This window comes from Saccharopolyspora oryzae, assembly GCF_027853915.1.
Lineage (GTDB): Bacteria > Actinomycetota > Actinomycetes > Mycobacteriales > Pseudonocardiaceae > Saccharopolyspora > Saccharopolyspora oryzae.
In genome coordinates, this window is record NZ_JAQGLA010000013.1 from 50,172 (window position 1) to 71,833 (window position 21,662).

17 protein-coding genes are annotated in these 21,662 nt (G+C 68.9%); 8 read left to right on the forward strand and 9 right to left on the reverse strand.

What is annotated here, in order from left to right; genetic code table 11:
- The first annotated feature begins 264 nt into the window (after positions 1–264).
- The 4 genes from shiA to OU415_RS11750 all read left to right on the forward strand — a co-directional run bounded on the left by shiA (position 265) and on the right by OU415_RS11750 (position 5,735).
- Positions 265–1,587, forward strand: coding sequence for a shikimate transporter (shiA, locus tag OU415_RS11735; protein ID WP_270948692.1), 1,323 nt, complete (start codon positions 265–267; stop codon positions 1,585–1,587).
- 297 nt (positions 1,588–1,884) lie between these two features.
- On the forward strand, positions 1,885–3,318 hold the full coding sequence (locus tag OU415_RS11740) for a glycoside hydrolase family 32 protein (RefSeq protein ID WP_270948693.1): 1,434 nt from the start codon (positions 1,885–1,887) through the stop codon (positions 3,316–3,318).
- Between the two features lie 24 nt (positions 3,319–3,342).
- Positions 3,343–4,626, forward strand: coding sequence for an oligosaccharide MFS transporter (locus OU415_RS11745; protein WP_270948786.1), 1,284 nt, complete (start codon positions 3,343–3,345; stop codon positions 4,624–4,626).
- 83 nt (positions 4,627–4,709) lie between these two features.
- Positions 4,710–5,735, forward strand: coding sequence for a LacI family DNA-binding transcriptional regulator (locus OU415_RS11750; RefSeq protein ID WP_270948694.1), 1,026 nt, complete (start codon positions 4,710–4,712; stop codon positions 5,733–5,735).
- Between the two features lie 206 nt (positions 5,736–5,941).
- Here OU415_RS11750 and OU415_RS11755 read toward each other — a convergent pair whose 3' ends face one another.
- Genes OU415_RS11755 through OU415_RS11765 form a run of 3 tightly spaced genes read right to left on the reverse strand, consistent with a single transcriptional unit; the run spans position 5,942 to position 9,452 of the window.
- Positions 5,942–7,276, reverse strand: coding sequence for an MFS transporter (locus OU415_RS11755; protein WP_270948695.1), 1,335 nt, complete (start codon positions 7,274–7,276; stop codon positions 5,942–5,944).
- Between the two features lie 36 nt (positions 7,277–7,312).
- A complete protein-coding gene (locus OU415_RS11760; RefSeq protein ID WP_270948696.1) occupies positions 7,313–8,317 on the reverse strand; it encodes a PDR/VanB family oxidoreductase in 1,005 nt (334 codons plus the stop codon).
- 1 nt (position 8,318) lies between these two features.
- Positions 8,319–9,452: an aromatic ring-hydroxylating dioxygenase subunit alpha gene (locus tag OU415_RS11765; RefSeq protein ID WP_270948697.1), complete on the reverse strand. Its 1,134-nt coding sequence runs from the start codon at positions 9,450–9,452 to the stop codon at positions 8,319–8,321.
- A gap of 108 nt (positions 9,453–9,560) precedes the next feature.
- Here OU415_RS11765 and OU415_RS11770 point away from each other — a divergent pair, with 108 nt between their 5' ends.
- Positions 9,561–10,145, forward strand: coding sequence for a PadR family transcriptional regulator (locus tag OU415_RS11770; protein WP_270948698.1), 585 nt, complete (start codon positions 9,561–9,563; stop codon positions 10,143–10,145).
- Between the two features lie 82 nt (positions 10,146–10,227).
- On the opposite strand, the gene OU415_RS11775 is transcribed toward OU415_RS11770, so the two are convergent.
- From OU415_RS11775 to manD, 5 genes are all read right to left on the reverse strand, one after another.
- On the reverse strand, positions 10,228–11,532 hold the full coding sequence (locus OU415_RS11775; RefSeq protein ID WP_270948699.1) for a TRAP transporter large permease: 1,305 nt from the start codon (positions 11,530–11,532) through the stop codon (positions 10,228–10,230).
- Positions 11,532–12,044, reverse strand: coding sequence for a TRAP transporter small permease (locus tag OU415_RS11780; RefSeq protein ID WP_270948700.1), 513 nt, complete (start codon positions 12,042–12,044; stop codon positions 11,532–11,534). Before OU415_RS11780 ends, OU415_RS11775 begins: the two co-directional genes overlap by 1 nt.
- Positions 12,041–13,078, reverse strand: a complete 1,038-nt coding sequence (locus tag OU415_RS11785) for a TRAP transporter substrate-binding protein (RefSeq protein ID WP_270948701.1) — start codon at positions 13,076–13,078, stop codon at positions 12,041–12,043. The genes OU415_RS11780 and OU415_RS11785 overlap by 4 nt, the downstream gene beginning before the upstream one ends.
- An 11-nt stretch (positions 13,079–13,089) precedes the next feature.
- Complete coding sequence (locus tag OU415_RS11790; RefSeq protein ID WP_270948702.1) at positions 13,090–15,609, reverse strand: glycoside hydrolase family 31 protein; 2,520 nt, start codon at positions 15,607–15,609, stop codon at positions 13,090–13,092.
- An 86-nt stretch (positions 15,610–15,695) separates the two neighbouring features.
- A complete protein-coding gene (gene manD / locus OU415_RS11795; RefSeq protein ID WP_270948703.1) occupies positions 15,696–16,934 on the reverse strand; it encodes a D-mannonate dehydratase ManD in 1,239 nt (412 codons plus the stop codon).
- A 249-nt stretch (positions 16,935–17,183) separates the two neighbouring features.
- On the opposite strand from manD, the gene uxaC reads away from it, so the two are divergent.
- Complete coding sequence (gene uxaC / locus OU415_RS11800; protein WP_270948704.1) at positions 17,184–18,638, forward strand: glucuronate isomerase; 1,455 nt, start codon at positions 17,184–17,186, stop codon at positions 18,636–18,638.
- A complete protein-coding gene (locus tag OU415_RS11805; RefSeq protein ID WP_270948705.1) occupies positions 18,635–19,936 on the forward strand; it encodes a mannitol dehydrogenase family protein in 1,302 nt (433 codons plus the stop codon). Before uxaC ends, OU415_RS11805 begins: the two co-directional genes overlap by 4 nt.
- A gap of 68 nt (positions 19,937–20,004) precedes the next feature.
- On the opposite strand, the gene aztA is transcribed toward OU415_RS11805, so the two are convergent.
- A complete protein-coding gene (gene aztA / locus OU415_RS11810) occupies positions 20,005–20,715 on the reverse strand; it encodes a zinc ABC transporter ATP-binding protein AztA (protein WP_270948706.1) in 711 nt (236 codons plus the stop codon).
- Between the two features lie 76 nt (positions 20,716–20,791).
- Here aztA and aztB point away from each other — a divergent pair, with 76 nt between their 5' ends.
- Complete coding sequence (gene aztB, locus OU415_RS11815) at positions 20,792–21,661, forward strand: zinc ABC transporter permease AztB (RefSeq protein WP_270948707.1); 870 nt, start codon at positions 20,792–20,794, stop codon at positions 21,659–21,661.
- The last annotated feature ends 1 nt before the right edge of the window (position 21,662 follow it).

Genomic DNA, 21,662 nt, shown 5'->3' on the forward strand with positions numbered 1-21,662 from the left:
CGTATAGCGACCATAGCGTCGGCCTCGTGGGTCTTCAAGGTGCTGGTTCCGGCGTTTGAAGAGCAGCTCGGTGCGCTTGATTCGTTGTGGGGGTTCAAGGCCTCATTTCAGCCCTAACTGGAAAATCTGGCGGCTTCTCGGGGGCCGGGGTGGGTTCGCCGGGGCAGGGCTGAAGTGCCTTCGGTCTTGACTGCCTGCGGGTGACATCGCACTATGGCGTGCAATTAGCGCACGATCGTGCGCATAGCGCACAGGAGGTGTCCAATGGCGGATGCACCCACCGAATCCACCAGGGCCAAGCCCGCCCGGGCCGCGGCGGGGAGCTTCATCGGAGCGGTCGTCGAGTGGTACGACTTCCTGCTCTACGGAATCGTCGCCGCTGTCGTGTTCGACAGCGCTTTCTTCCCCGAGATCAGTCCGCTCGCCGGAACCCTGGCAGCCTTCGCCACGTTCGGCGTCGGCTTCATCTTCCGCCCGCTCGGCGGGCTGTTCTTCGGCCACTTCGGCGACAAGATCGGCCGCAAGACCGTGCTGGTGTGGACGGTGTCGATCATGGGCGTGTCGACGGCGCTGATCGGTCTGCTGCCCACCTTCGCCAGCCTCGGCTGGTGGGCGCCGCTGCTGCTCGTGGTGCTGCGCGCGGTGCAGGGCTTCGCCGTCGGCGGGGAGTGGGGCGGTGCGGCCCTGATGGCCGTCGAGAACGCTCCGCCGAAGCTCAAGGCGTTCTTCAGCAGCGGGGTCCAGGTCGGTTACTCCGTCGGACTGCTGCTGGCCACCAGCATCGTCGGGCTGTTGCAGTCCTTCATGAGCGACGCGGTGTTCCAGTCCTGGGGCTGGCGCGTCCCCTTCCTGGTCAGCGTCGTGTTCGTGGCGATCGCGCTGTGGATTCGCGCCGGTGTCCCCGAAAGCGAAGTGTTCCGCGAGCAAGTCGCCAAACGCGCGCCGGAGCAGCGCAAACTGCCGGTGCTCGACGCGCTGCGCCGGCACCCGGCCGCGTTCTTCCAGATCATCGGGCTGCGGCTCGGCGAGTTGCTGACCATGTACATCGTCACGACCTTCGCCTTGGCCTACGCGACCAAGAACTACGGCTTCAGCTCGGGCTTCATGCTCACCACGGCCCTGCTCGTCGGTGGCATCGGCATCGTGACGATCCCGCTCTTCGCCTGGTTGTCCGACCGCTACGGCCGCAAGCCCGTGTTCATCGCAGGTGCGGTCGTCGGGGTGATCGGATCGGTGCCCTACTTCCTGTCCATGCAAGCAGGTTCGAAGATCCTGATCGTGGTGACATCGGTGGTGCTGGTCAACATCGCCCACGACATGATCGTCAGCGTTCAGCAGCCCCTGCTCACCGAGCTGTTCGGCCCCGAGTACCGCTACAGCGGTGCCGGCCTCGGTTACCAGGTGGCCGCCGCGATCGGTGGCGGTTTCACCCCGGCCATCGCCACCGCGCTCGTCCTGCTCGGCGGCGGGACCTGGTACTGGGTGGCCGCTTATCTCGGCCTCGGCTGCCTCGTCTCAGCCCTGGTCGCTCTCACCCTGCGTCCCGCGGACGAACCGAGCATCACCCGCGAAAAGGCGCACGCATGACCGGTTGCCGCACGGCCGCCTGACGAGGTGCGGCGGTCGTTCGACTCCAAGCCGATCACACTCGGCCGACTTGAATTCGTCCACGCCTTTGCGCGAGAACCACAAGAAGGCCATTTCGGTACCGGGCTGGACGGTGCCAGCGGCTGCATCGATGGGTTCCTCGCTGTTGCCTCGGACAACGGTCGATGAGAACCAGCCGCCCTCTTGTCGGAGCTAAGGGCTAACTCGTGTTAGACGAGCTGACTTTAACGTGTTAGCTTCCTCGCCAAGCTCCGACGACGAGGTGAGGAAGCACCGATGGCCCAGGACGCCGACCGGAACACCCCGCGGCACCACGTGCGCCCTGCCAGGGGCGGGTGGTGCAACGATCCGAACGGCCCGCTCCTGTTCGGGGACCGCTATCACCTCTTCCAGCAGCACAACCCCGGATCGACGTCGTGGGGCGACATCCACTGGTCGCACGCCTCCAGTGCAGACCTGGTGACCTGGACCGACCATGGGATCGCGCTCGCGCCGACCCCCGGCGGCCGGGACGCCCTTGGCGCCTGGTCGGGGTGCGCGACGGTGGACCGCGGCGTCGCCACCGCCGTCTACACCGGGATGGACCGCACCGACGGGATCGGATCGGTCATGCTCGCCCGTGCTGACGACGACACGCTCGAGCAGTTCACCGCCGTACCGACGCCGGTCGTCGACGGACCGCCGGAGGGCGCCGACCTGCTGGCGTTCCGCGACCCGTACCTGGTCGAGGTCGGCGGGGTCCGTTGGGGCCTGGTGGGGGCCGGGCACGTGGGCGGTGGGCGCCCGGACGTGCTGGTCTATCGCGTCGACGAGCTCGACTCGTGGACGTTCGCCGGGTCGCTGCTCGACGCGTCCGATCCCGCGGCCGCCCGGCTCGCGGCACCCGCCGACGCCTGGGAGTGCCCCGCCCTGCTGCCCGCCGGTAAGGACCGGTGGGTGCTGCTCCTGTCGCTGTGGATCGCCGACATCACCTACACGACGGTCGCGCTGACCGGCACCGTCGAAACCGGCGGTGGCCTGCGCTTCAGCCCGGACGGTGGCGGGGGGCTGCTGGACTACGGCCGCGACCACTACGCCGCGACCGCGCTGCTGGAGCACGACCGGACGCTGGTCTGGGGCTGGAGCTGGGAGTCCCGCTCTCCCAGCGACTCGGCCGAGGCCGGATGGGCCGGCTGCGCGACCTTTCCCCGCGAGCTCGGACTGCACGATGACGGCGGGCTGAGGGTCGTCCCCGCTCGCGAGCTGACCGCGTTGCGCGGCGAGGTGCTGGAGGTCGGCACCGACCTCCCGGCGGCTTACGAGCTGGACCTGCGAGCGACGATCGCCCAGCCGGAAACGGAGGTGGAACTGCGGCTCGGCCCGTCGGTCGCGCTGCGGGCGACACCCTCACGGGGCCTGGTCGAGCTCGACCGCTCGGCGGTGCCCGCCGGCGCCTCGCACCCGTTGCCGAGGGCCGGTTCGGCCATCGCATCGGTGCCGATCGCCACCGCGGTGCACCTGCGGGTGCTCGTCGACGGACCGGTGATCGAGGTGTACGTGAACGACAGGGCAGTGATCACCGAAAAGGTGCACCCAGCCCCGGCAGGCGCGGCCGAGGTATCGGTACCGCGCGGCGACGCCGCCGTGGAGCTGACCGGGTGGGCCCTCGACCCGGACCGGGCCGGGACCGGGACGACCGGCCCGGCCGCACTTCACCTCGCCAACCGCTGAAAGGAATGGTGCTGAGTGGCCTCAATGGAGCGGACGCTCAAAAACGGATCTTATCTGCAGAGCTCAGTGACGCTGCTGCTGTTCTTCTCGTCCTGGGGCGTCTGGTGGTCGTTCTTCCAGATCTGGCTCACCGACGAGGAGAACGGGCTGGGGCTCAGCGGGTCCGAGGTCGGAACCGTCTACGCGGCGAACTCGCTGGCGACGCTGGTCATCATGTTCGCCTACGGGGCGGTGCAGGATCGCCTGGGCACCCGGCGGCACCTCACCATCCTGGCTTCCGCGGCGATGACCCTCGTCGGCCCGTTCTTCGTATTCGTCTACCAACCGCTGCTGTCCAACGCCTTCGCACTCGGTGTGGTCGTCGGCGCGGTCTTCCTCTCGCTGGGCTTCATGGCAGCGGTCGGCCTGTTCGAGGCGGTGTCCGAGCGGTTGAGCCGAACCTACGGCTTCGAGTACGGCCAGTCGCGGATGTGGGGGTCGTTCGGGTATGCGCTGCTCACGCTCGCGGCCGGTTTCCTGTTCACCGTCGACCCGACCCTGAACTTCGCCCTCGGCTCGTTCTTCGGCCTGCTCTGCCTGCTGACCCAGCTGTTCTGGGCCTCGCCCCGCACCACCGCGACCGGCACGACCGGTTCCGGGAAGCCGACCGTCCCGAACGCGCGAGAGATGATGCGACTGCTGCAGCAGGGACGGCTGTGGCTGATCATCGTCCTGGTCTTCTTCACCTGGACCTTCTACACGGTCTACGACCAGCAGATGTTCCCCGACTTCTACGCCGGCCTGTTCGCCTCCCAGGCGCAGGGCCAGGAGGCGTACGGGGTGCTGAACGCCGTGCAGGTCTTCACCGAAGCCGCAATGCTGGGCGTGATCCCGATCCTCATGCGCAAAGTCGGTGTGCGCAACACCCTGCTGCTCGGTGTGGCCGTCATGTTCGTCCGGATCCTCGGCAGCGCTGTCTTCATGGATCCCATCTTGGTCTCGGCGGTGAAGATGCTGCACTCGATCGAGGTGCCGCTGTTCATCCTGGGGATCTTCCGGTACTTCACCTTGCACTTCAATTCCGCGCTGTCGGCCACCGTCTACATGGTCGGGTTCCAGATCTCGGCCCAGGTCGGCAACGTGGTGCTGTCCCAGCCGCTCGGCGCGTTGCGAGATGCGATCGGGTACCAGCCGACGTTCTACGTCATCTCCGGTGCGGTCGCCTGTGCCGCGGTCTACGCCTACTTCGTGCTGCAGCGAGATGATCAGGACGTCCAGGGCGACCCGTTCGTCCGCGACGGCGCGCGGGCCGCCTCCGCGGCCCGGTGACAACGGCGCAGCGGGTACCAGCGTGATCTATCCTCGCTACCCAGGCGAATCACCCGCCCGGCACCGCGAGCAGAGGACGGCAGATGCGCACGAACGAGTCGGGCCGGCCGACGTCGAAGGACGTCGCCAGGCTCGCGGGTGTCTCGCACACCGCGGTGAGCTTCATGTTCAACGGCCGCGCCGAGGGCAACCTTTCCGCCGCCACCCAGGAGCGGATCCGGAGCGCGGCGGCCGAGCTCGGCTACCGCCCCGACGCCGTCGCCCGTGGCCTGCGCCGGCGGCGCACGGCGATGCTCGGCCTGGTCACCGACCGCATCGCGTCCTCACCGTTCGCAGGCGAGCTGCTCACCGGCGCGATGGAGACGGCGTGGGAGGCCGGGCACCTGGTGCTCACCGTCGACTCCGGCGGTGATCCGGAGAAAGAGGCGGCGGCCGTCGACGGGCTCCTCGACCGGCGGGTCGACGGGATCATCTACGCCGCGATGTCGCCGTACCTGGCCTCGCTCCCTCCCGGTCTCAACGGCACGCCGGTCGTGCTGGCCAACTGCCTGCCGGCCGACGGCCACCACGCCGCCGTCGTCCCGGACGACCGGGCCGGAGGGGCGGTCGCCACCCGCGCCCTGCTGGCTGCCGGGCACCGCCGGATCGCCGTTGTCGGCGGGATCGACGACATCGCGACCGGCGAGCGTCTGGCCGGACACCGTGATGCGCTGGCCGCGGCCGGCGTTGCCGAGGGGCCGGTGCTGCACTGCGGCGGCGAGATCTCCCACGGCCACGCCGCCGCTCTAGAGCTGCTCGCCCGCGACGACCGGCCGACCGGGATCATCTGCTACAACGACCGAGTCGCGACCGGCGTTCTGCACGCCGCGGCACGGCTGGCCCTCGACGTCCCGGGCGACCTGTCGATCGTTGGGTACGATGACCAGCGCTTCCTCGCCGAGCACACCACCCCGCCGCTGACGACCGTGGCGTTGCCGCACCATGCGATGGGCAAGACCGCGGCCCGGCTGCTGCTCGACGCGATCGGCTCGGGCGCCGCGCCGAAGCCGGAGGTGCTCCGGCTGCCGTGCCCGCTGGTCGAACGGGGATCCGTCGCCCGACCGGGCTGAGCCGGGGAGTCATACTTGTATGGGTCTTTACGGGTGAATCCCCCTTTATGCCAGGGTGTTTCGTCACTGAAAGCCAGATCAGGGCGAGCATCGCGTGGGCTGCGGGCGTCGGGATCTCGCGGGTGCGGACCAGATCGTTCAACGGTGGCCGGGCTCGTCGGTGACGCGGATCTGCTCGGCCCGGGTCGCGAGGTGGCCTAGAGAGGTCAGACGGCGAGTGGCTCGTTCGGCCTGCGAGCGGATTCGGGGTCGTACCGGCGCAGGCCGACCAGGACGAGCGCGCAGACAGCGACCACCACGGCAGCACCGACGTAGAGTTGCGTCGCGGAGGCACCCGCGTCCTTGAGCATGCCGGCGATGGTCGGGGACAGGATGGCGCCGATGCGTCCCATCCCGAGCGCCCATCCCATGCCGACGCTGCGGACGTTGGCCGGGTAGAGCGGCGGACCAACGGTGTACGCACCAGCGATGCAGCCGTTGATCAAAGCGCCGACGCCGACGCCGATGCCGAACCCGAGCCACAGGGCCGAGGTGCTCACGATGAAGACGATCATCATCGCGGCGGAGAGCAGGGAGAACCCGATCAGCACCACCCGCGGCGTGCGCACCCGCGCGGCGACGCCGTAGAGGACCGAGCCGACTGTGCCGCCGATCGAGATCGCCATCCCGGCGGTCACCGCCGCGCTCTTGGAGAGGCCTTCCTCGACCAGGAGCGTGGGGGTCCAGCTGTTGACGAAGTAGAAGCCGAACATGATCGTGATGAAGACGAGCCAGAGCAGGATCGTCGGGGTCAGCAGCTGCTTGAGCCATCCCGAGCCGGTCCGTTCGGTGGCCGTCCGGCTGGCGGCCGCCTCGTCGAGGTCGGTGCTCGTGACAGCCTCCATCCGCATCCGGGCCAGTGTCCGGTTGATCCGCTCCAGCGCGCCGCGCGGACGGCGCTGCTCGAGGAAGGCGACCGACTCGGGCAGGACGACGGCGATCACGACCAGGGCGAGCAGGGTTCCGATACCGCCGGCGTAGAAGACGATCCGCCAGTCACCGCCCACAGTGGACTTCGCGACCAGGCTTGCCGCGGTGGCACCGAGCCCGTACCCGGCGGTGTAGATGCCGATGGCGAGACCGCGGTTCTTGGAGTTGGAGAACTCGCTGGCGATCACGTTGGTGCTGGCCAGGATGCCGCCGACACCGATGCCGGTGATGAGGCGGAAAATGCCCATCACCGTCACCGACGCCGCCATCGCGGCGCCGAACATGCCGATCGTGCCGAGGGCGAGGCTGATCAGGATCAGCGGGCGTCGACCGATGAGGTCGGCGAAGGGGGCGAGCAGCATCGAGCCGATCGCCATCCCGATCAGGCCGACCGAGACCAGCAGGCCGAACTCCGAGCCGCTGAGCGCGAACTCCTCGGTGACCGACGGCCCGGTGAAGGCGACCGCCATGACGTCGAATCCGTCCAGGCAGTTCATGAAGGTGCAGAGCGCGACGATCAGCCATTGGTAGCCGCTCATCGGCGCCTGCGAGATGCGCGCGGTGATGTTCATGGGTCTCCAGGTGGTGGGGGATCCGGGTGCACCGGCTCAGGTGAGGCGGAGGGAGAGGACAGCGGGACCTCCCGGGCCGCTGCCGGATGCCACTGCTCGGGAGACGCAGAGGCACAACCTGTTCGAGCGTTCCTTCTGGGACTCGCTCAGGAAGACGTCGCGGTGGTCGATGGTGCCGGTCGAGTCGACCACTTTCGCAAGGCACAGCCCGCACTCGCCCTTGCGGCAGTCCGAGAGCGCGTCGACCCCGGCTGACTCGAGGGCGTCGAGGATCGAGGCGTCCGGTGCGACGGTGATCTCCCGGCCGAGGTCGGGGAGGCGCACCAGGAACTCCTCGGCCTGGTACCTGCCGCTGGAACCGAATGTCTCGAAGCGCAGGTTGGTCGTCGGCAGGTCGTACTCGGCCCAACTCCGGGAGATGGCGTTCATGAGCCCGATCGGGCCGCACATGTAGAGCTCGGTACCTGCGGCGGCGGGTGTCCGGGCGATACCGGCGACTAGGTCGTCGACCGCCAGCGAGGTGCCCTCGTCGTCGACGTGGACGCTGACGCGGTCGCCGTGCTCGGCGACCAGGTCGTCGAGGTACGCCATCGCGGGGCGGCTGCGACCGACGAGCACCAGCTGGTAGTCGGCACCGCGCCGACGCAGCGCGGAGGCCATGGCCACCAGCGCGGTGACGCCGATGCCGCCGGCGACGAGCACGTAGCGGGCCGCGCCGACCGCGAGCGGGAAGTTCTGCAGCGGTCCGGTGACGGTCAGGTCGTCGCCGACGCGGAGTCGGTGCATCGCGGCCGAGCCGCCGGATGAGGTGGGGGAGAGCCGAACGCTGAGGGTCAACCGGCGGCCGCCGTCCTCGGAGCGCACCACGGAGTAGGAACGCACTCGGCGGGCGTCGTCCCCGATCTGGACGTCGATGTGCGTGCCGGGCGCGGCGTGCTCGGGCTGCTCGGGGGCCAGGACGATGCGGCGGATGCCGTCGGCGACGTCGGAGACCTCGACGACCCGGGCTCGCTGCCAGCGGGTCTGTGTCTGCACTGCCATCTCAGGCCCCCTGACCGGCGGCCGGTGCGGAGGAGGGGCGTCCTTCGGCCGCGAGCATGCGCTCGAGGATCTGGCGCACCCACATCCCACCGGCGTCGATGTTGAGGCTGTAGAACTCGTGCTCGGGATTGGCGTCGATGGCGCGCTGCTGGGCGCGCAACATCTCCTCGTCCTCGCCGAAGACCCCGTGCACCGCCTGGCGCAGCTGGGTGGTGATGGTCTGGCTGTCCAGGCGGTAGTTGCGCATGAATGCCCAGAAGTAGTGGGAGGTTCGGTCGGTCTCGGGGGTGATCGTGTTCATCACGTACCCGTTGACGCCTTGGCTGCGATCCCCTTCGGGCGCACCGGTACCCGCCTTCGCCACACCGACGTCGATGCAGATCGTGCCCGGCGCTTCGAAGTTGATGATCTGCCAGCGGTCGACCTTGCCGGAGAAGCCCGGGAACTTGTCCCGCATGTTCTTCAGCCAGAACGGCGGGGCGTCGATGTCGTGCATCCACCGGCTGACGGTCACCGTGTTGCCCTCGTGGGTCACGTCGAACTCGGCCTCGGACAGCTCGTCCTGACCGATGCTCGAGGAGTGCACGAACTCCTCGTGGGTGAGGTCCATGAGGTTGTCGAGGATGAGCTGGTAGTTGCAGTCGGCGTGGATCGTTTCGCCGTCGCCGGCCCAGGCGGGGTCGTCCATCTGGTGCATGTCGGGTACCGCGGTCGGATCGGCCAGGTCCGGATCGCCGACCCAGACCCAGACGTACCGGTAGCGCTCGACGACGGGGTAGGAGGGGACCACCGCGCTGGGGTTGATCGTCTCCTGCGCGGGCATTCCGGTGCAGCGGCCGGTCGAGTTGTAGCGCAGACCGTGGTAGGGGCACTGCAGTTCGTCGCCCAAGATCTTGCCCTTCGACAGCGGCGCGAGCCGGTGCCAGCAGGCGTCCGCGAGAGCGACCGCTCGGCCTTCGGCGTTGCGCCACAACGCCAGCGGTACGCCGGCGACCATGCGGGCCAGCGGCTGCTTGCCGGTGACCTCGTGGTCCCATGCGGCGACGTACCAGGCGTTGCGGGGGTGGTTGAAGATCTTCGCGGCAGCGGTGGTCGGTGGCGCGCTGTCCGCTGCGGGGGAGGCGGCGCGGGGCATGAGAACTCCCTATGAAGATAGGTATGTGTTGCGCGGGCCACAATCTAACTATGGATATAGTGAGTTGGCAATGGTCGATAGCGTGAGGCGTTCGGAGGGGGAGGTGCCTTGTCGCTGCGCTACGCGCTGATCGCGCTCCTCACCGGCCGTCCGATGACCGGGTACGACATATCGAAGAGCTTCAGCCGCTCGGTGGCGCATGTCTGGCACGCCCCGGACTCGCAGATCTATCCCGAGCTCAACCGCATGGAGCGGGACGGGCTGCTCACCTCGGTCGAGGTGCCCTGGGGCAAGAAGGGGACCAAGAAGGAGTACCACGTCACGGATGCCGGCCTCGCCGACTTCCAGGAGTGGATGGGGTCCCCGCTGACGCCTCAGCGGCAGCGGGACCCGGCGTACCTGAAGGCGGCCTACTTCGACTTCGCCGACCCCGAGTCGGTGCGCGAGCAGCTCCGGCAGCAGCAGGTGTACTGGGAGGAGCAGTTGAGCATGCTCGAAGGCACCCGGGCTGCGCTCGTCGACCGCACCCACCCCACCCTGGCGGCCCGCCTGTCCAAGCTGACCGAGCGCGAGGCCGAGCTCGCAGTGCGCTACAAGGTGTACGCCTACGACGGCCTCATCGCCCGCGCCCGCACCGAGCTGGCCTGGATCGCCGACGGTTTCGCCCTCGTCGACGAGTTGTACGGCTCATGACTTCCGGAACTGGCGAGCTGCCGTTCTGGCTTCGCCGGCCTCGGAAAGGCTCCACGTCGTCGTCGCGGAGAGGCTCGGGCCGCTAGTCGAGCAGGCCCATCATGCCCGGCAGCCCCAGGGACAGCGCGGGGATGAAGGTGACGGCGATGAGCAGCAGGACCAGCCCGACGAAGTACGGCACCAGCTTCGGGACGACCCGCTCGATCGACACCCCGCTCACACCGGTCCCGACGAACAGGACCGAACCGACCGGTGGCGTCATGGTGCCGATGCACATCGCGAGGATGAGCACCATGCCGAACTGGACCGGGTCCATGCCGAGCTCCTCGGCGATGGGAAGCAGGATCGGCGTGAAGATCAGGATCGCCGGCGTGATGTCCATGAACGTGCCCACCACGAGCAGCAGGATCAGCATCAGCACCAGAATGACCGCTGACGAGTCCGCGACCGACAGCAGCGCCTCGGTGATCGCCGCCGGGATGCCGGTGTAGGCCATCACCCAGGACATGCCCGCGGACGCCGCGATGAGGAACATGACGATGCCGGTCGCGACGACCGTGCGGTTCACGACGTCCTTGAAGGCCGTCCAGGACATGCTCCGGTACGCCACCGACAGCACCAGCGTGTACAGCACGGCGACCGCGGCACCCTCGGTCGCGGTGAAGACGCCGAACACGATGCCCCCGATCACGACGACGATCAGCAGCAGTCCCGGGATCGCCCTGAGCAGGCTCTGGAAGGCCTCGGCCGCGGTGACGCGGTCGACCTTCGGATACTTCTGCCGCCGGGTGAAGGCGAAGGCGATCACCATGATCACCAGGCCCATCAGGATGCCGGGCACGTACCCCGCCATGAACAGCGCCGAGACGGACACGCCGCCCGCGACGGTCGAGTAGACGATCGCGGCCGTGGTCGGCGGGATGAGCAGTCCGGTCGGGGCCGACGCGATGTTGACCGCGGCGCCGAAAGCCGGGTCGTACCCGGCTTTCTGCTGGCGATCGTGCAGCGTGCTGCCGATCGCGGCGGCCGACGCCACGGCAGAGCCGGACAGCGCGCCGAACAACATGTTCGCCAGCACGTTGGTGTGCGCCAGCGCGCCGGGGACCCGACCCACCATCACCAGGGCGAGGTCGACGAGGCGGCGCGCGATTCCGCCGGTGTTCATGACGTTGCCCGCGAAGATGAACAGCGGGACGGCCAGCAGCGAGAAGCTCTCGATGCCGACGTTCATCTGCTGCCCGATGATGTAGGTGGAGTCGTCCCACGGCAGGAACGCCAACGCGGTGGCGAACGAGGCGACCCCGAGCGACACCGAGATCGGCACGCCCGTGAACAGCAGGACGAAGAACGCGCCGAACAGGACGGCGACAGCGGTCGGAGCATCCATCAGTCCGTCCCCTCCGGCTCGATCGAGACCTCGCTCATGAGGTCCTCCCAGATGTTGAGCAACTGCGCGAACGCGATCGCGAGGCCGGCGACCGGCCCGATCGCGTAGACCAATCCCCGGGAGATGCCCAGCAGCGCCGAGTAGTCGGCGGCCGAGCTGAGCGCCAGCATCGTGCCGCCGATCACCAGCACGACCACGGCGAAGACCAGCACGAGGACGTCCGAACCGAGGACCAGCATGCGCCGACCCGTGGGTGAGAGCCGATCCCGCAGGACGACGAGCGACATGTGCTTGCGATGGAGGAACGCGTACGCGGCACTGATCATCGACGTCCAGATGAGCGCGTAGCGCACGAGCTCCTCGGTGAAGGCCGCGGGCGAGCCCAAGACGTAGCGGGTGAAGACCTGGTACAGCACGAGCAGGGTCATGATGACGAGCAGGACACCGGCGAAGGCCGCCAGCACGCCACCGAGCGCTCGTCGTACCCGGTTGAGGCGGTCGAGTGCGGTCATGGCATGCCTCGCTTCCCGGCCGAGTTGATGACGGACAGGAGCTCCGCGACCTCCGGGTACTGCTTGGAGTACTCGTCCACCACCGGCCGGGTGGCGTTGCGGAAGGCCTCGGTGTCGACGTCGGTGATGAACTCGACGCCCATCGCCTTCGCGTCGGCGACCGCCTGCTGGGTGTTCTTCGCCCAGTCGGCCTTCTGCCGCTCGGTCGACGCGCGGGCCGCCTCGGCGAGCAGCTCCTCGTCGGCCGGGGCGAGCCGCTCCCAGGTCTGGGTGCTGATCACGAGCATGTCGGGGATCCGGGTGTGCTCGGTCATCGAGAACGCGTGGGAGACCTCGCCGTGCGCGCTGTCGGTGAGCACCGTCTCGTTGCTCTCGGCGCCGTCGATCAGTCCGGTCTGCAGCGAGGTGTAGGTGTCGCTGAACGCCATCACGACCGGGGCGGCGCCCAATGCGCTGACGAAGTCGGTCTGCGTGCGCATGTCCTGCACGCGAATCTTCTGCCCGCGCAGGTCTTCCGGGGTCCGCACCGGCTTGTTCCCGGTGTAGAAGGACCGCGCACCGGAGCTGTAGTAGGTGAGGCCGACGAAGCCGGCGTCAGCGGTCGAGCGGAAGTACTCGGCCATCTGGGGCGAGTCCATCACCTCGTAGAACTCCTGCTCGGAGTTGAAGACGTAGGGCAGGCCGAAGGCGTGGTAGCCGGGGGCGTAGGTCGCCAGTCCCGGCGCGCTGACCCGGGTCATGTCGACGATGCCTTCGTGGAGCTGGCCGAGCACCGCGGGTTCGGCGCCCAACTGACCGTTCCCGTAGATCTTCACCACGATCCGGCCGCCGCTGCGCCGCTTGACGTCGTCGGAGAACGAGGCGAGTGCTTTGGAGGTGACGTGGTCATCGCTGAGGTTGTTCGCCAGGCTCAACACCAGGGGGTTTTCCGGCGTCGCCTCGGCGCTCGTCCGCGCACCGGATGCCGGTGCGCATGCGGCGAGGGCCGCGACGAGGACCAGGGCGACGATGCCGCTGATCAATCGGTTCCTCATGCCTGCCTTTCTCACATGCCGATCATGTCGATGGGCTCGAACGAGATCGTGACGGCGAGATCGCCGCCCGGGTCGAGGGTCTTGATCAGCACGGATCCGAGCCCGATGTCGTAGTGCCAGCCCGTCTCCGCGGCGTCGAAGTGGCCGCGGTGCAGGTATTGCGGGAGGCGCTCGCCGTCGAGGGCGACCCAGTGCGGGCACCGGCCGGGCCGGATGACGTCGAACAGCAGCCGTTCGACGGTGCTGCGGTACTCGCCGCGCCGGGTCAGCGCCAAGCGCACCTGCTCGCCGGCGGTCATCCGGACGTCGGTCGCGCGGAACGCACCGTCCTCGTGGGCGCGGGTGAGGCCGTCGTCCTCGTAGAGGGTGAACTCCGCGTCGCGATCGGGGGCGCAGATCAAGCGCAGCTGGGTCACCTCGTCGCGGGTGAGGCTGTTCAGCTGGTTCTCCGCGACCGGAATGATGCCGCCGCCACGCAGGAACAGCGGGATCGAGCCGAGGTCCACCGGCAGTTCCACGACCTGTCCGCCCTCGTAGCGCTCCCGGGTCCAGGCGTTGTAGAACACCTCGCCTTCCGGAAGCCGGACGGCGCGGGTGCTCGCCCCCGGGGTGAGCACGTTGGCGACGAGCAGCGCGTCGCCGAGCATGAACTCCTCGGACGTCTCGTCGATGGCCGGGTCGTGCTGGAACGCGCTGATCAGCGGTTCCACGATCGGCCAGCCGGTCGCCGCGGCGCGGGCCGCGAGCGAGTACAGGTACGGGAAAAGCCGGTAGCGCAGCTTGATGGCATCCCGGATGTAGGGCGTGTGGTCGCGGTACATCCACGGCTCGGTCACCGTGTTGTCGGAGTTGACCGAGTGGATGGAGAACCTCGGCTGGAAGACGCCGTTCTGCACCCACCGCACCAGCAGCTCGGGATCGGGCGCGGGGCCGTGGAATCCGCCGATGTCGCAGCCGTGGTGCGGGAAACCGGACAGGCCCATCCCGAGGATCGTGGCGATGTTGTGCCGCAACGACTCCCACGAGGTGGAGTTGTCGCCCGCCCAGCTCTGGGCGTAGCGCTGGATGCCCGCGTGACCGGAGCGGCACACGATGTAGGGACGTGCCGACGGATTCGTCGCGGCGATGCTGTCGCGGGTCACCCGGCACATCAGGTTCGGCATGACGCTGCGCAGACGGCCGATCGTCGCGCCTGCGCCCTCGAAGTCGACGCCGGAGTCGGCGTCGATGATGCCGTCGTACTCGCAGTTGTCGTTCCAGACCGAGGTCGTGCCCTTGTCCAGGACCGCTTCGGTGAGCCAGCGCTGCCACGCCTCGCGGGCGGCGGGCTTGGTGAAGTCGACGAACCGGCCCGGCCCGCCCCACCAGGCACCGGCGGCGGGGCCGTCACCGGCTGTCGCGGCCGCGTCGGCGCTGCGCCTGACGAAAACGCCCGCGCTGTCGAATTCCCCGAGGCGGGGATGGACGTCGAGGACACCGGGCTTGACGTTCGGGGACACGGTGATGCCGCGCTCGGCCATCCCGGCGAAAAAGCCCTCGGGATCGGGGAAACGGCGCTCGTTCCAGGTGAACACGCACCGCTTCGCTCCTGCCTCGGTCTCCTGCGTGGTGTAGCCCGACGAGAGCTGGAAACCGTCGACGGGGATGTCCTCGGCGCGGGCGATGTCGATGAACTCGGTGATCGCGACGTCGCTGTCGGCGTCTAGTTCGGAGTAGTACATCGACGAGGCGAGGTAGCCCAGCGCGTACTTGGGCAGCAGTGGCGGCCTGCCCGTCAGCACGGTGTAGCGCTGCACGACGTCGCGAATGCCCGGACCGGCGATCAGGAAGAGATCGATGTCGCCGCCGTCGGCGCGGTAGCGGCTGTGCGGGGGCCAGTAGTTGCTCCGCTCCCGGCCGAGATCGAAATCGCAATCGTAGGTGTTGTGGTAGAAGTACCCGACCGCTTTCCGGTTTTCCCGGTTCATCTTGAGGTAGAACGGGATGTGCTTGTACAGCGGGTCGGTTTCGCGCGGGTCGTAGCCGAGGGCGTCCTTCGGGCTCATCGTGATGAGCTTCTGCGCCTTGTTCAGCGGCCCCGTGGTCTCGCCGAAACCGTAGAACGCGTCGTCGCGGGAGATCTCACTGGTGTGGATGCGGCGACCGTTCGAGTCCTCCAGGTAACCGAGCCCGACGACATCCGAGTGCAGCAGGGTGCCCGCCTCGTCGTGGACGCGGATTCGGAACGGATCCTTCTCGACGTCCACGCGGAGGTCCCCGCCGGTCACCCTGACGTGATCACCCAGGTCCTCGACGTCGAACGGCAGCGGCGTCACCCGCGTGCGCTCGGCGCCCATGAACTCGTCGAGCCGGTCCGGCCACGCCGTCGTGGTGAGCGTGTAGGACTCCTCGGCGAAATCACCCTGGAAACCGGCGCGAAGACGCAGGATGCCGTCGGCCATGAACATGAGCCGGATCTCGACACCGTCGGTGTGGACCCGGACCTGGTCACCGGCCCGTTCCACCCGCTCGACTCGTGATGTGACACGCACGTGGACTTCTCTCGATCTGGCGAATTGGTCACTGCACGGGTGGCAGCGCTGACGATGACGATGATGAGGCGGCGCGGGCGCTCGGCTCACCAGTCGTGAACAGTGCCGTCCTGGAGCCGGTTCACCGGCAGGTACGCCCGCTCGTAGGGGTACTTCGCCGCCAGGTCTTCGTCGAAGTGGATGCCCAGACCGGGTTCCTCGCTCGGGCGCAGGCCGCCGAGGGCGAATTCGTGCGTCGGCCCGAAGACCTCCCGCGTCTGCTCGCTGTGGACCATGTACTCCTGGATGCCGAAGTTGTGCAGTGCCAGACCGAGGTGCACCGCGGCCGCCAGCCCGACCGGAGAGACGTCCGTCGGGCCGTGCATGCCGGACTTGACCTGGTACATCGCCGCGTAGTCCATGATTCGGCGCACGCTGGTGATGCCTCCGGCGTGCGTGATCGGCGAGCGCACGTAGTCGATGAGCTGCTCGCGGATCAGGTGCTGGTAGTCCCACACGGAGTTGAACACCTCGCCGATCGCCAGCGGCGTGGTCGTGTGGTGACGCACCCAGCGCAGCGCTTCCTGGTTCTCGGCGGGCGTGACGTCCTCGAGCCAGAAAAGGTCGTAGGGTTCCAGGGATTTGCCCAGCTTGGCCGCCTGGATCGGGGTGAGCCGGTGGTGCGCGTCGTGGAGCAGCGCGATGTCCTCGCCGAACTCGCCGCGGACGGCTTCGAACACCGAGGGCACGTGCCGCAGGTAGGCGCGGGTGTCCCAGCTCTCCTCGGCGGGCAGCGCTGAGCGGCGGGCGGGTTCGTAGTCGTAGCGGGTGTCGTCGCCGATCGAGGCGGCCGCGCTGGAGGCGACGCCGTACACCGAGTCCAGGCCCGGCACGCCGGTCTGGATGCGGATCGCCCGGAAGCCCTCCTCGAGGTGCTCGCGCACCGAGTCGAACAGCTCGGGAACGTCCTTGCCGCTGGCGTGACCGTAGACCAGGCACCGCTCGCGGCTGGCCCCGCCGAGGAGCTGGTAGAGCGGCAGTCCGGCGACCTTGGCCTTGATGTCCCACAGGGCGGTGTCCACCGCCGCGATCGCGGCCATCGTCACCGGGCCGCGTCGCCAGTACGCGCCGCGGTACAGGTACTGCCAGGTGTCCTCGATGGCGTGCGCGTCGCGCCCGATCAGCAACGGCACGACGTGGTCGGTGAGGTAGCTGGCCACCGCCAGCTCCCGGCCGTTCAGGGTGCCGTCGCCGTAGCCGACCACGCCGTCGTCGGTGGTGATCTTCAGCGTGACGAAGTTGCGGCCCGGGCTGGTGACGATGACGTCTGCGCGCTCGATGAGCACTGGTCCTCCTTGACTTGAAACGACGAGCGGTCGCCGGTCCGCCGTGCTCGGGTGATCGGTGCGGTGGCTGCGGGACTCGCGGTCGGTTCAACGTAGGAGTCGCCCCGTGGACTGGCAATCAGTTGCCATTTGTTGCCGACCGCCCACCTCGTGACATGCGGACCAGCCGCGTTCGCTCGGCATGACAACTGTTGGCAACTAGTTGCAGCGGTTTCGCGAGATGGCGACGCTGCCCATATGGACCGTGGCATGGCAGCAACCTCTGGGACCCACCGCGACCGCGAGCACGCGGTGCCGCTCGCCCCTCATCCGGATCGGTTGCTCCCGCCCGAACCGTCCCAGCGCAACATCGCACGGCGGCTCTACGACAGCGTCCGCGACCTCCCGCTGATCAGTCCGCACGGGCACGTCGAGGCCCGTCTGCTCGCGGACGACGAACCGTTCTCCGACCCCGCGTCGCTGCTGGTCACGCCCGACCACTACGTCACCCGCCTGCTGCACGCCCACGGCGTCGGGCTGGCCGACCTCGGACTTCGCGACAGCGCCGGCGGCACCGGCCCCGCACAGCCGAGGGACGTGTGGCGGACCTTCTGCGAGCACTGGCACCTGTTCCTGGGCACCGCGTCCCGGGGCTGGCTGGAAGCCGAGCTGCACGATGTGCTCGGCGTGACCGTGCAGCCCTCGGCCGACACCGCCGACGAGCTGTTCGACGAGCTCACCACCCGGCTGCGCAAGCCCGAGTTCCGGCCGCGCGCGCTGTACGACTCGTTCACGATCGCAGTGCTGGCCACCACCGACGACCCCGCCGACGACCTGGCCCACCACCGGGCGCTGGCCGAAGACCCGTCCTGGTCGGGCCGCGTCGTGCCGACCTTCCGCCCCGACCGCTACCTCGATGCCACCGCCTCCGGCTGGACCGCGGCACTGGACGACCTCGCCGCCGCCAGCGGCATCGACACCGGCGACTACGACGGGCTCGTCCGGGCACTGGAGAACCGCCGGGAGCATTTCCGCACGCACGGCGCCACGGCCACCGATCACAGCGCCCCCGACGCGCGCATGGCGTTCCTGGACGCCGCGCAGGCGCAGCGCTTGTTCGATGCGGTCCGATCAGGCACGGCCAGCGCCGATGACGCTCGCCTGCTGTCGCAGCAGCTGCTCGGCGAAATGGCCCGCATGTCCAGCGAGGACGGCATGGTCATGGCGCTGCACACCGGAAGCAGGCGCAACCACCACCCGGACACCCTGCGCCGTTTCGGCCCCGACACCGGTCACGACATCCCGCTGCAGGCCGAGTTCACCCGCGCGCTGCAGCCGATGCTGGAGCGTTTCGGCACGAACCCGCGGTTCCAGACCGTCCTGTTCACCCTCGACGAGACGGTCTTCTCCCGCGAACTCGCCCCCCTCGCCGGGTTCTACCCGTCGGTCTACCTCGGTGCTCCGTGGTGGTTCCTCGACGCGCCCCGCGCGATGTACCGCTTCCGCGACGCCGTCACCGAAACGGCCGGCTTCTACCGGAACGCGGGATTCATCGACGACACCCGCGGGTTCTGCTCCATCCCCGCCCGCCACGACACGGCTCGCCGGGTCGACGCGGCCCACTTGGCGGGGCTCGTCGCAGAGCACGTGCTCAGCGAGGACGACGCCGCCCTCGTCATCCACGACCTCCACGACCGCCAGCCGCGAAAGGCGTTCCGGCTGTGACGACACGACTGACCCGCGCCGCTGCCCACGTCCGTCCGCCGGCTCCGGTGCGCGCCGTCCACCTCGGACTCGGCGCGTTCCACCGGGCCCACCAGGCCGTGTACACGATGGCCGATCCGGATTGGGGCATCGCGGCCTACACGTTCCGCAACACCGAGCTGCCGCGCGCGCTCGCCGAGCAGGACGGTCTGTACTCGCTGCAGGTGCGTGGAGAAGGGGAGCCGCAGGCGGAGATCGTCGATGCGATCAGCCGCGCCCATCCCGGCAGCGACACCGACCAGTGGCTCGCCGATCTGGCTTCTCCCGACGTGGCGCTGCTGACGCTGACGATCACCGAGGCCGGTTACCGGGTGTTCGATGATCAGGACGGGACCGCGATCGGCCGCGTCCTCGCCGGGCTGCGCGGGCGTCACCGCGCGGGCGGTGCCCCGATCGCGCTCGTGCCCTGCGACAACCTGCCGGGCAACGGCGGCGTGCTGCGGGAAGCGATCCGCACCGCCGCAGCGGGGGAGGGCTCGCGATTCCGTTCGTGGATCGAGGACCACGTGTCGTTCGTCGACACGGTCGTCGACCGCATCACGCCCGCAGCCGCCGAGCAGGACGTCGCCACCGCCGCGCGGCTCACCGGGCTCGAGGATCGGGCTCCGGTGGTGACCGAACCGTTCAGCGAGTGGCTGCTGGCCGGGGATTTCCCGCTCGGCAGGCCCGCGTGGGAGAACTCCGGTGCCCGGTTCGTCGACGACCTCGCCGCGTACGAGCGGCGCAAGCTGTGGTTCCTCAACGGTGCGCACACGCTGCTGGCCTGCGCTGGCCCTGCGCTGGGGTGCGCGACCGTCGACGAGGCCGTCCGGCACCCGATGTTGGCGAGGTTGACGGAGGCGTGGTGGGACATCGCGTCGTACCACGCGTCTCTCCCAGCGGAGGACCTGGCCGACTACCGGCGGCGTCTGCTTCAGCGCTTCTCCTCCCGCGGGGTGCGGCACAACCTGCTGCAAATCGCTGCGGGCAGTTCCCAGAAGATCCCCGCGCGGATCCTGCCGGTGCTGCGCGCCGAACGCGCCGCGCAGCGGATGCCCGAAGCCCCGGTCGCAGTGCTGGCCGGCTGGCTGATCCATCTGCGCGACCGCCCGGTCAGCGACCCGCGCGCCGACGAACTGGTCTCGTTGGCCCGCTCGGCGGATGCCGCGCGCCGCATCCTGTCCGCTCTCGACGTCACCCTCGCCGACGACGGGGAGCTGGTCTCCGCGGTGGAGGACTACGTCGAGCACTTGCGGCTCACCGCCGACCGAACCGCGTAAAGCCGCCACCAGCGCAGTGCGCGACGTCGCGCCCAGATTGGGACCGCGGGTCGGAGACCATCCACGTGCTAGCGGGGGATGCCCCAAACCTCCTGGAGCATCTGCGGAGTCAGGACGTCGTCGGGGGTGCCCGCGGCGGCCAGTCGTCCCGCGTTGAGCACGAGGCAGTGGTCCGCGCGCAGTGCTTCGGTGAAGTCGTGGGTCACCTGGACCACGGTCGTTCCGCGTGCCTTGGTGCTCTCGAGCACGTCGGTGATCAGGCGTTGCGCTTCGGCGTCCAGCCCGGAGCTCGGTTCGTCGAGCAGGAGGAGATCGGACTCCTGGGCGAGGCCTTGCGCCAGCAGAGCGCGCTGTCGCTGGCCGCCCGACAGCGAGCCGAGTCGGCGGGTGGCCAGCGGGAGGAGTTCCAAGCACGCCAAGCATTCCTCGACGACGGCCCGGTCGTGGGAGGTCAGGCGCCGCCACGGGCCGCGATGTGCCCACCGTCCCATGGAGACGGTGTCGCGGACGCTGATGGGCAGTGCATCGGACACCGCACTCCGCTGTGCCACGAACGCGGGCGGTCGGCCGGTCGCGCGGTCGATCGAGCCCGCAGCGAGGCGGAGCACGCCCGCGATCGCGCTGAGCAGGGTCGACTTGCCGGAGCCGTTCGGTCCGAGGATGGCAGTCGTCCGCCCGCGCGGGAGTGCGGTGCTGAGGCCGTGCAGCACGGGTTCGCGCGTGTAGCCGACCGTCAAGTCGTGGATGGTGATCTCCGCTTGATCACTGGCGATCGTCACGGCGCTCCTCGTGTGGTGTTGGACGTCACGGCCATCTTATCGACATTGAAAACTGTTTTCGATAGTGTGCTTCGTCATGGATTGGCTGTTCGTCCCGTTTGAGGTGTCCTTCGTTGCGCGGGCGCTGTGGGCCGGGGCGTTGGTCTCGTCCATCTGCGCGCTGGTCGGCACGTGGGTCGTCTTGCGCGGCATGGCTTTTCTCGGCGACGCGATGTCGCACGGGATGCTCCCCGGCGTCGCGCTGGCCTCGTTGCTGGGTGGGAATCTGCTGCTCGGGGCGGCGCTGAGCGCTGGTGCGATGACGCTCGGCGTGACAGCGCTCGGCAGGTCCTCGCGGCTGTCGCAGGACACCGCGATCGGGCTGTTGTTCGTCGGAATGCTGTCGCTGGGCGTGATCATCGTTTCGCACTCGCAGTCCTTCGCGGTCGACCTGACCGGCTTCCTCTTCGGCGACGTGCTGGCGGTGCGCCCGCAGGACCTCGGTTTTCTCGCAGTCGCGCTGGTCGTCGCCGTCGTGGTGTCCGTGCTCGGCCACCGCTCGTTCGTCGCGCTGGCCTTCGACCCGCGGAAGGCGCACACGCTCGGGCTGCGACCCCGGTTGGCGCACGCGTGCTTGCTGGGACTGGTCACGCTGGCGATCGTCGCCTCGTTCCACGTCGTCGGAACGCTGCTGGTGTTCAGCCTGCTGATCGCGCCGCCCGCCGCGACCGTCCTGTGGGTCGACCGGATTCCCGCGATCATGCTCGGCGCGGCGCTGCTCGGCACGACTGCGACAGCCGTCGGGCTGGTGGGCTCGTGGCATTGGGGCACCGCGGCCGGAGCGACGATCTCGGCCGCTGCGGTCGGACTGTTCTTCCTCTCCGCGCTGGCTGCGGAACTCCGCCACCGCATGCAGCGGCTCTCAACCACTCCACGCGGGCGGATCGAAGCCGGAATCGAAGGGTGAT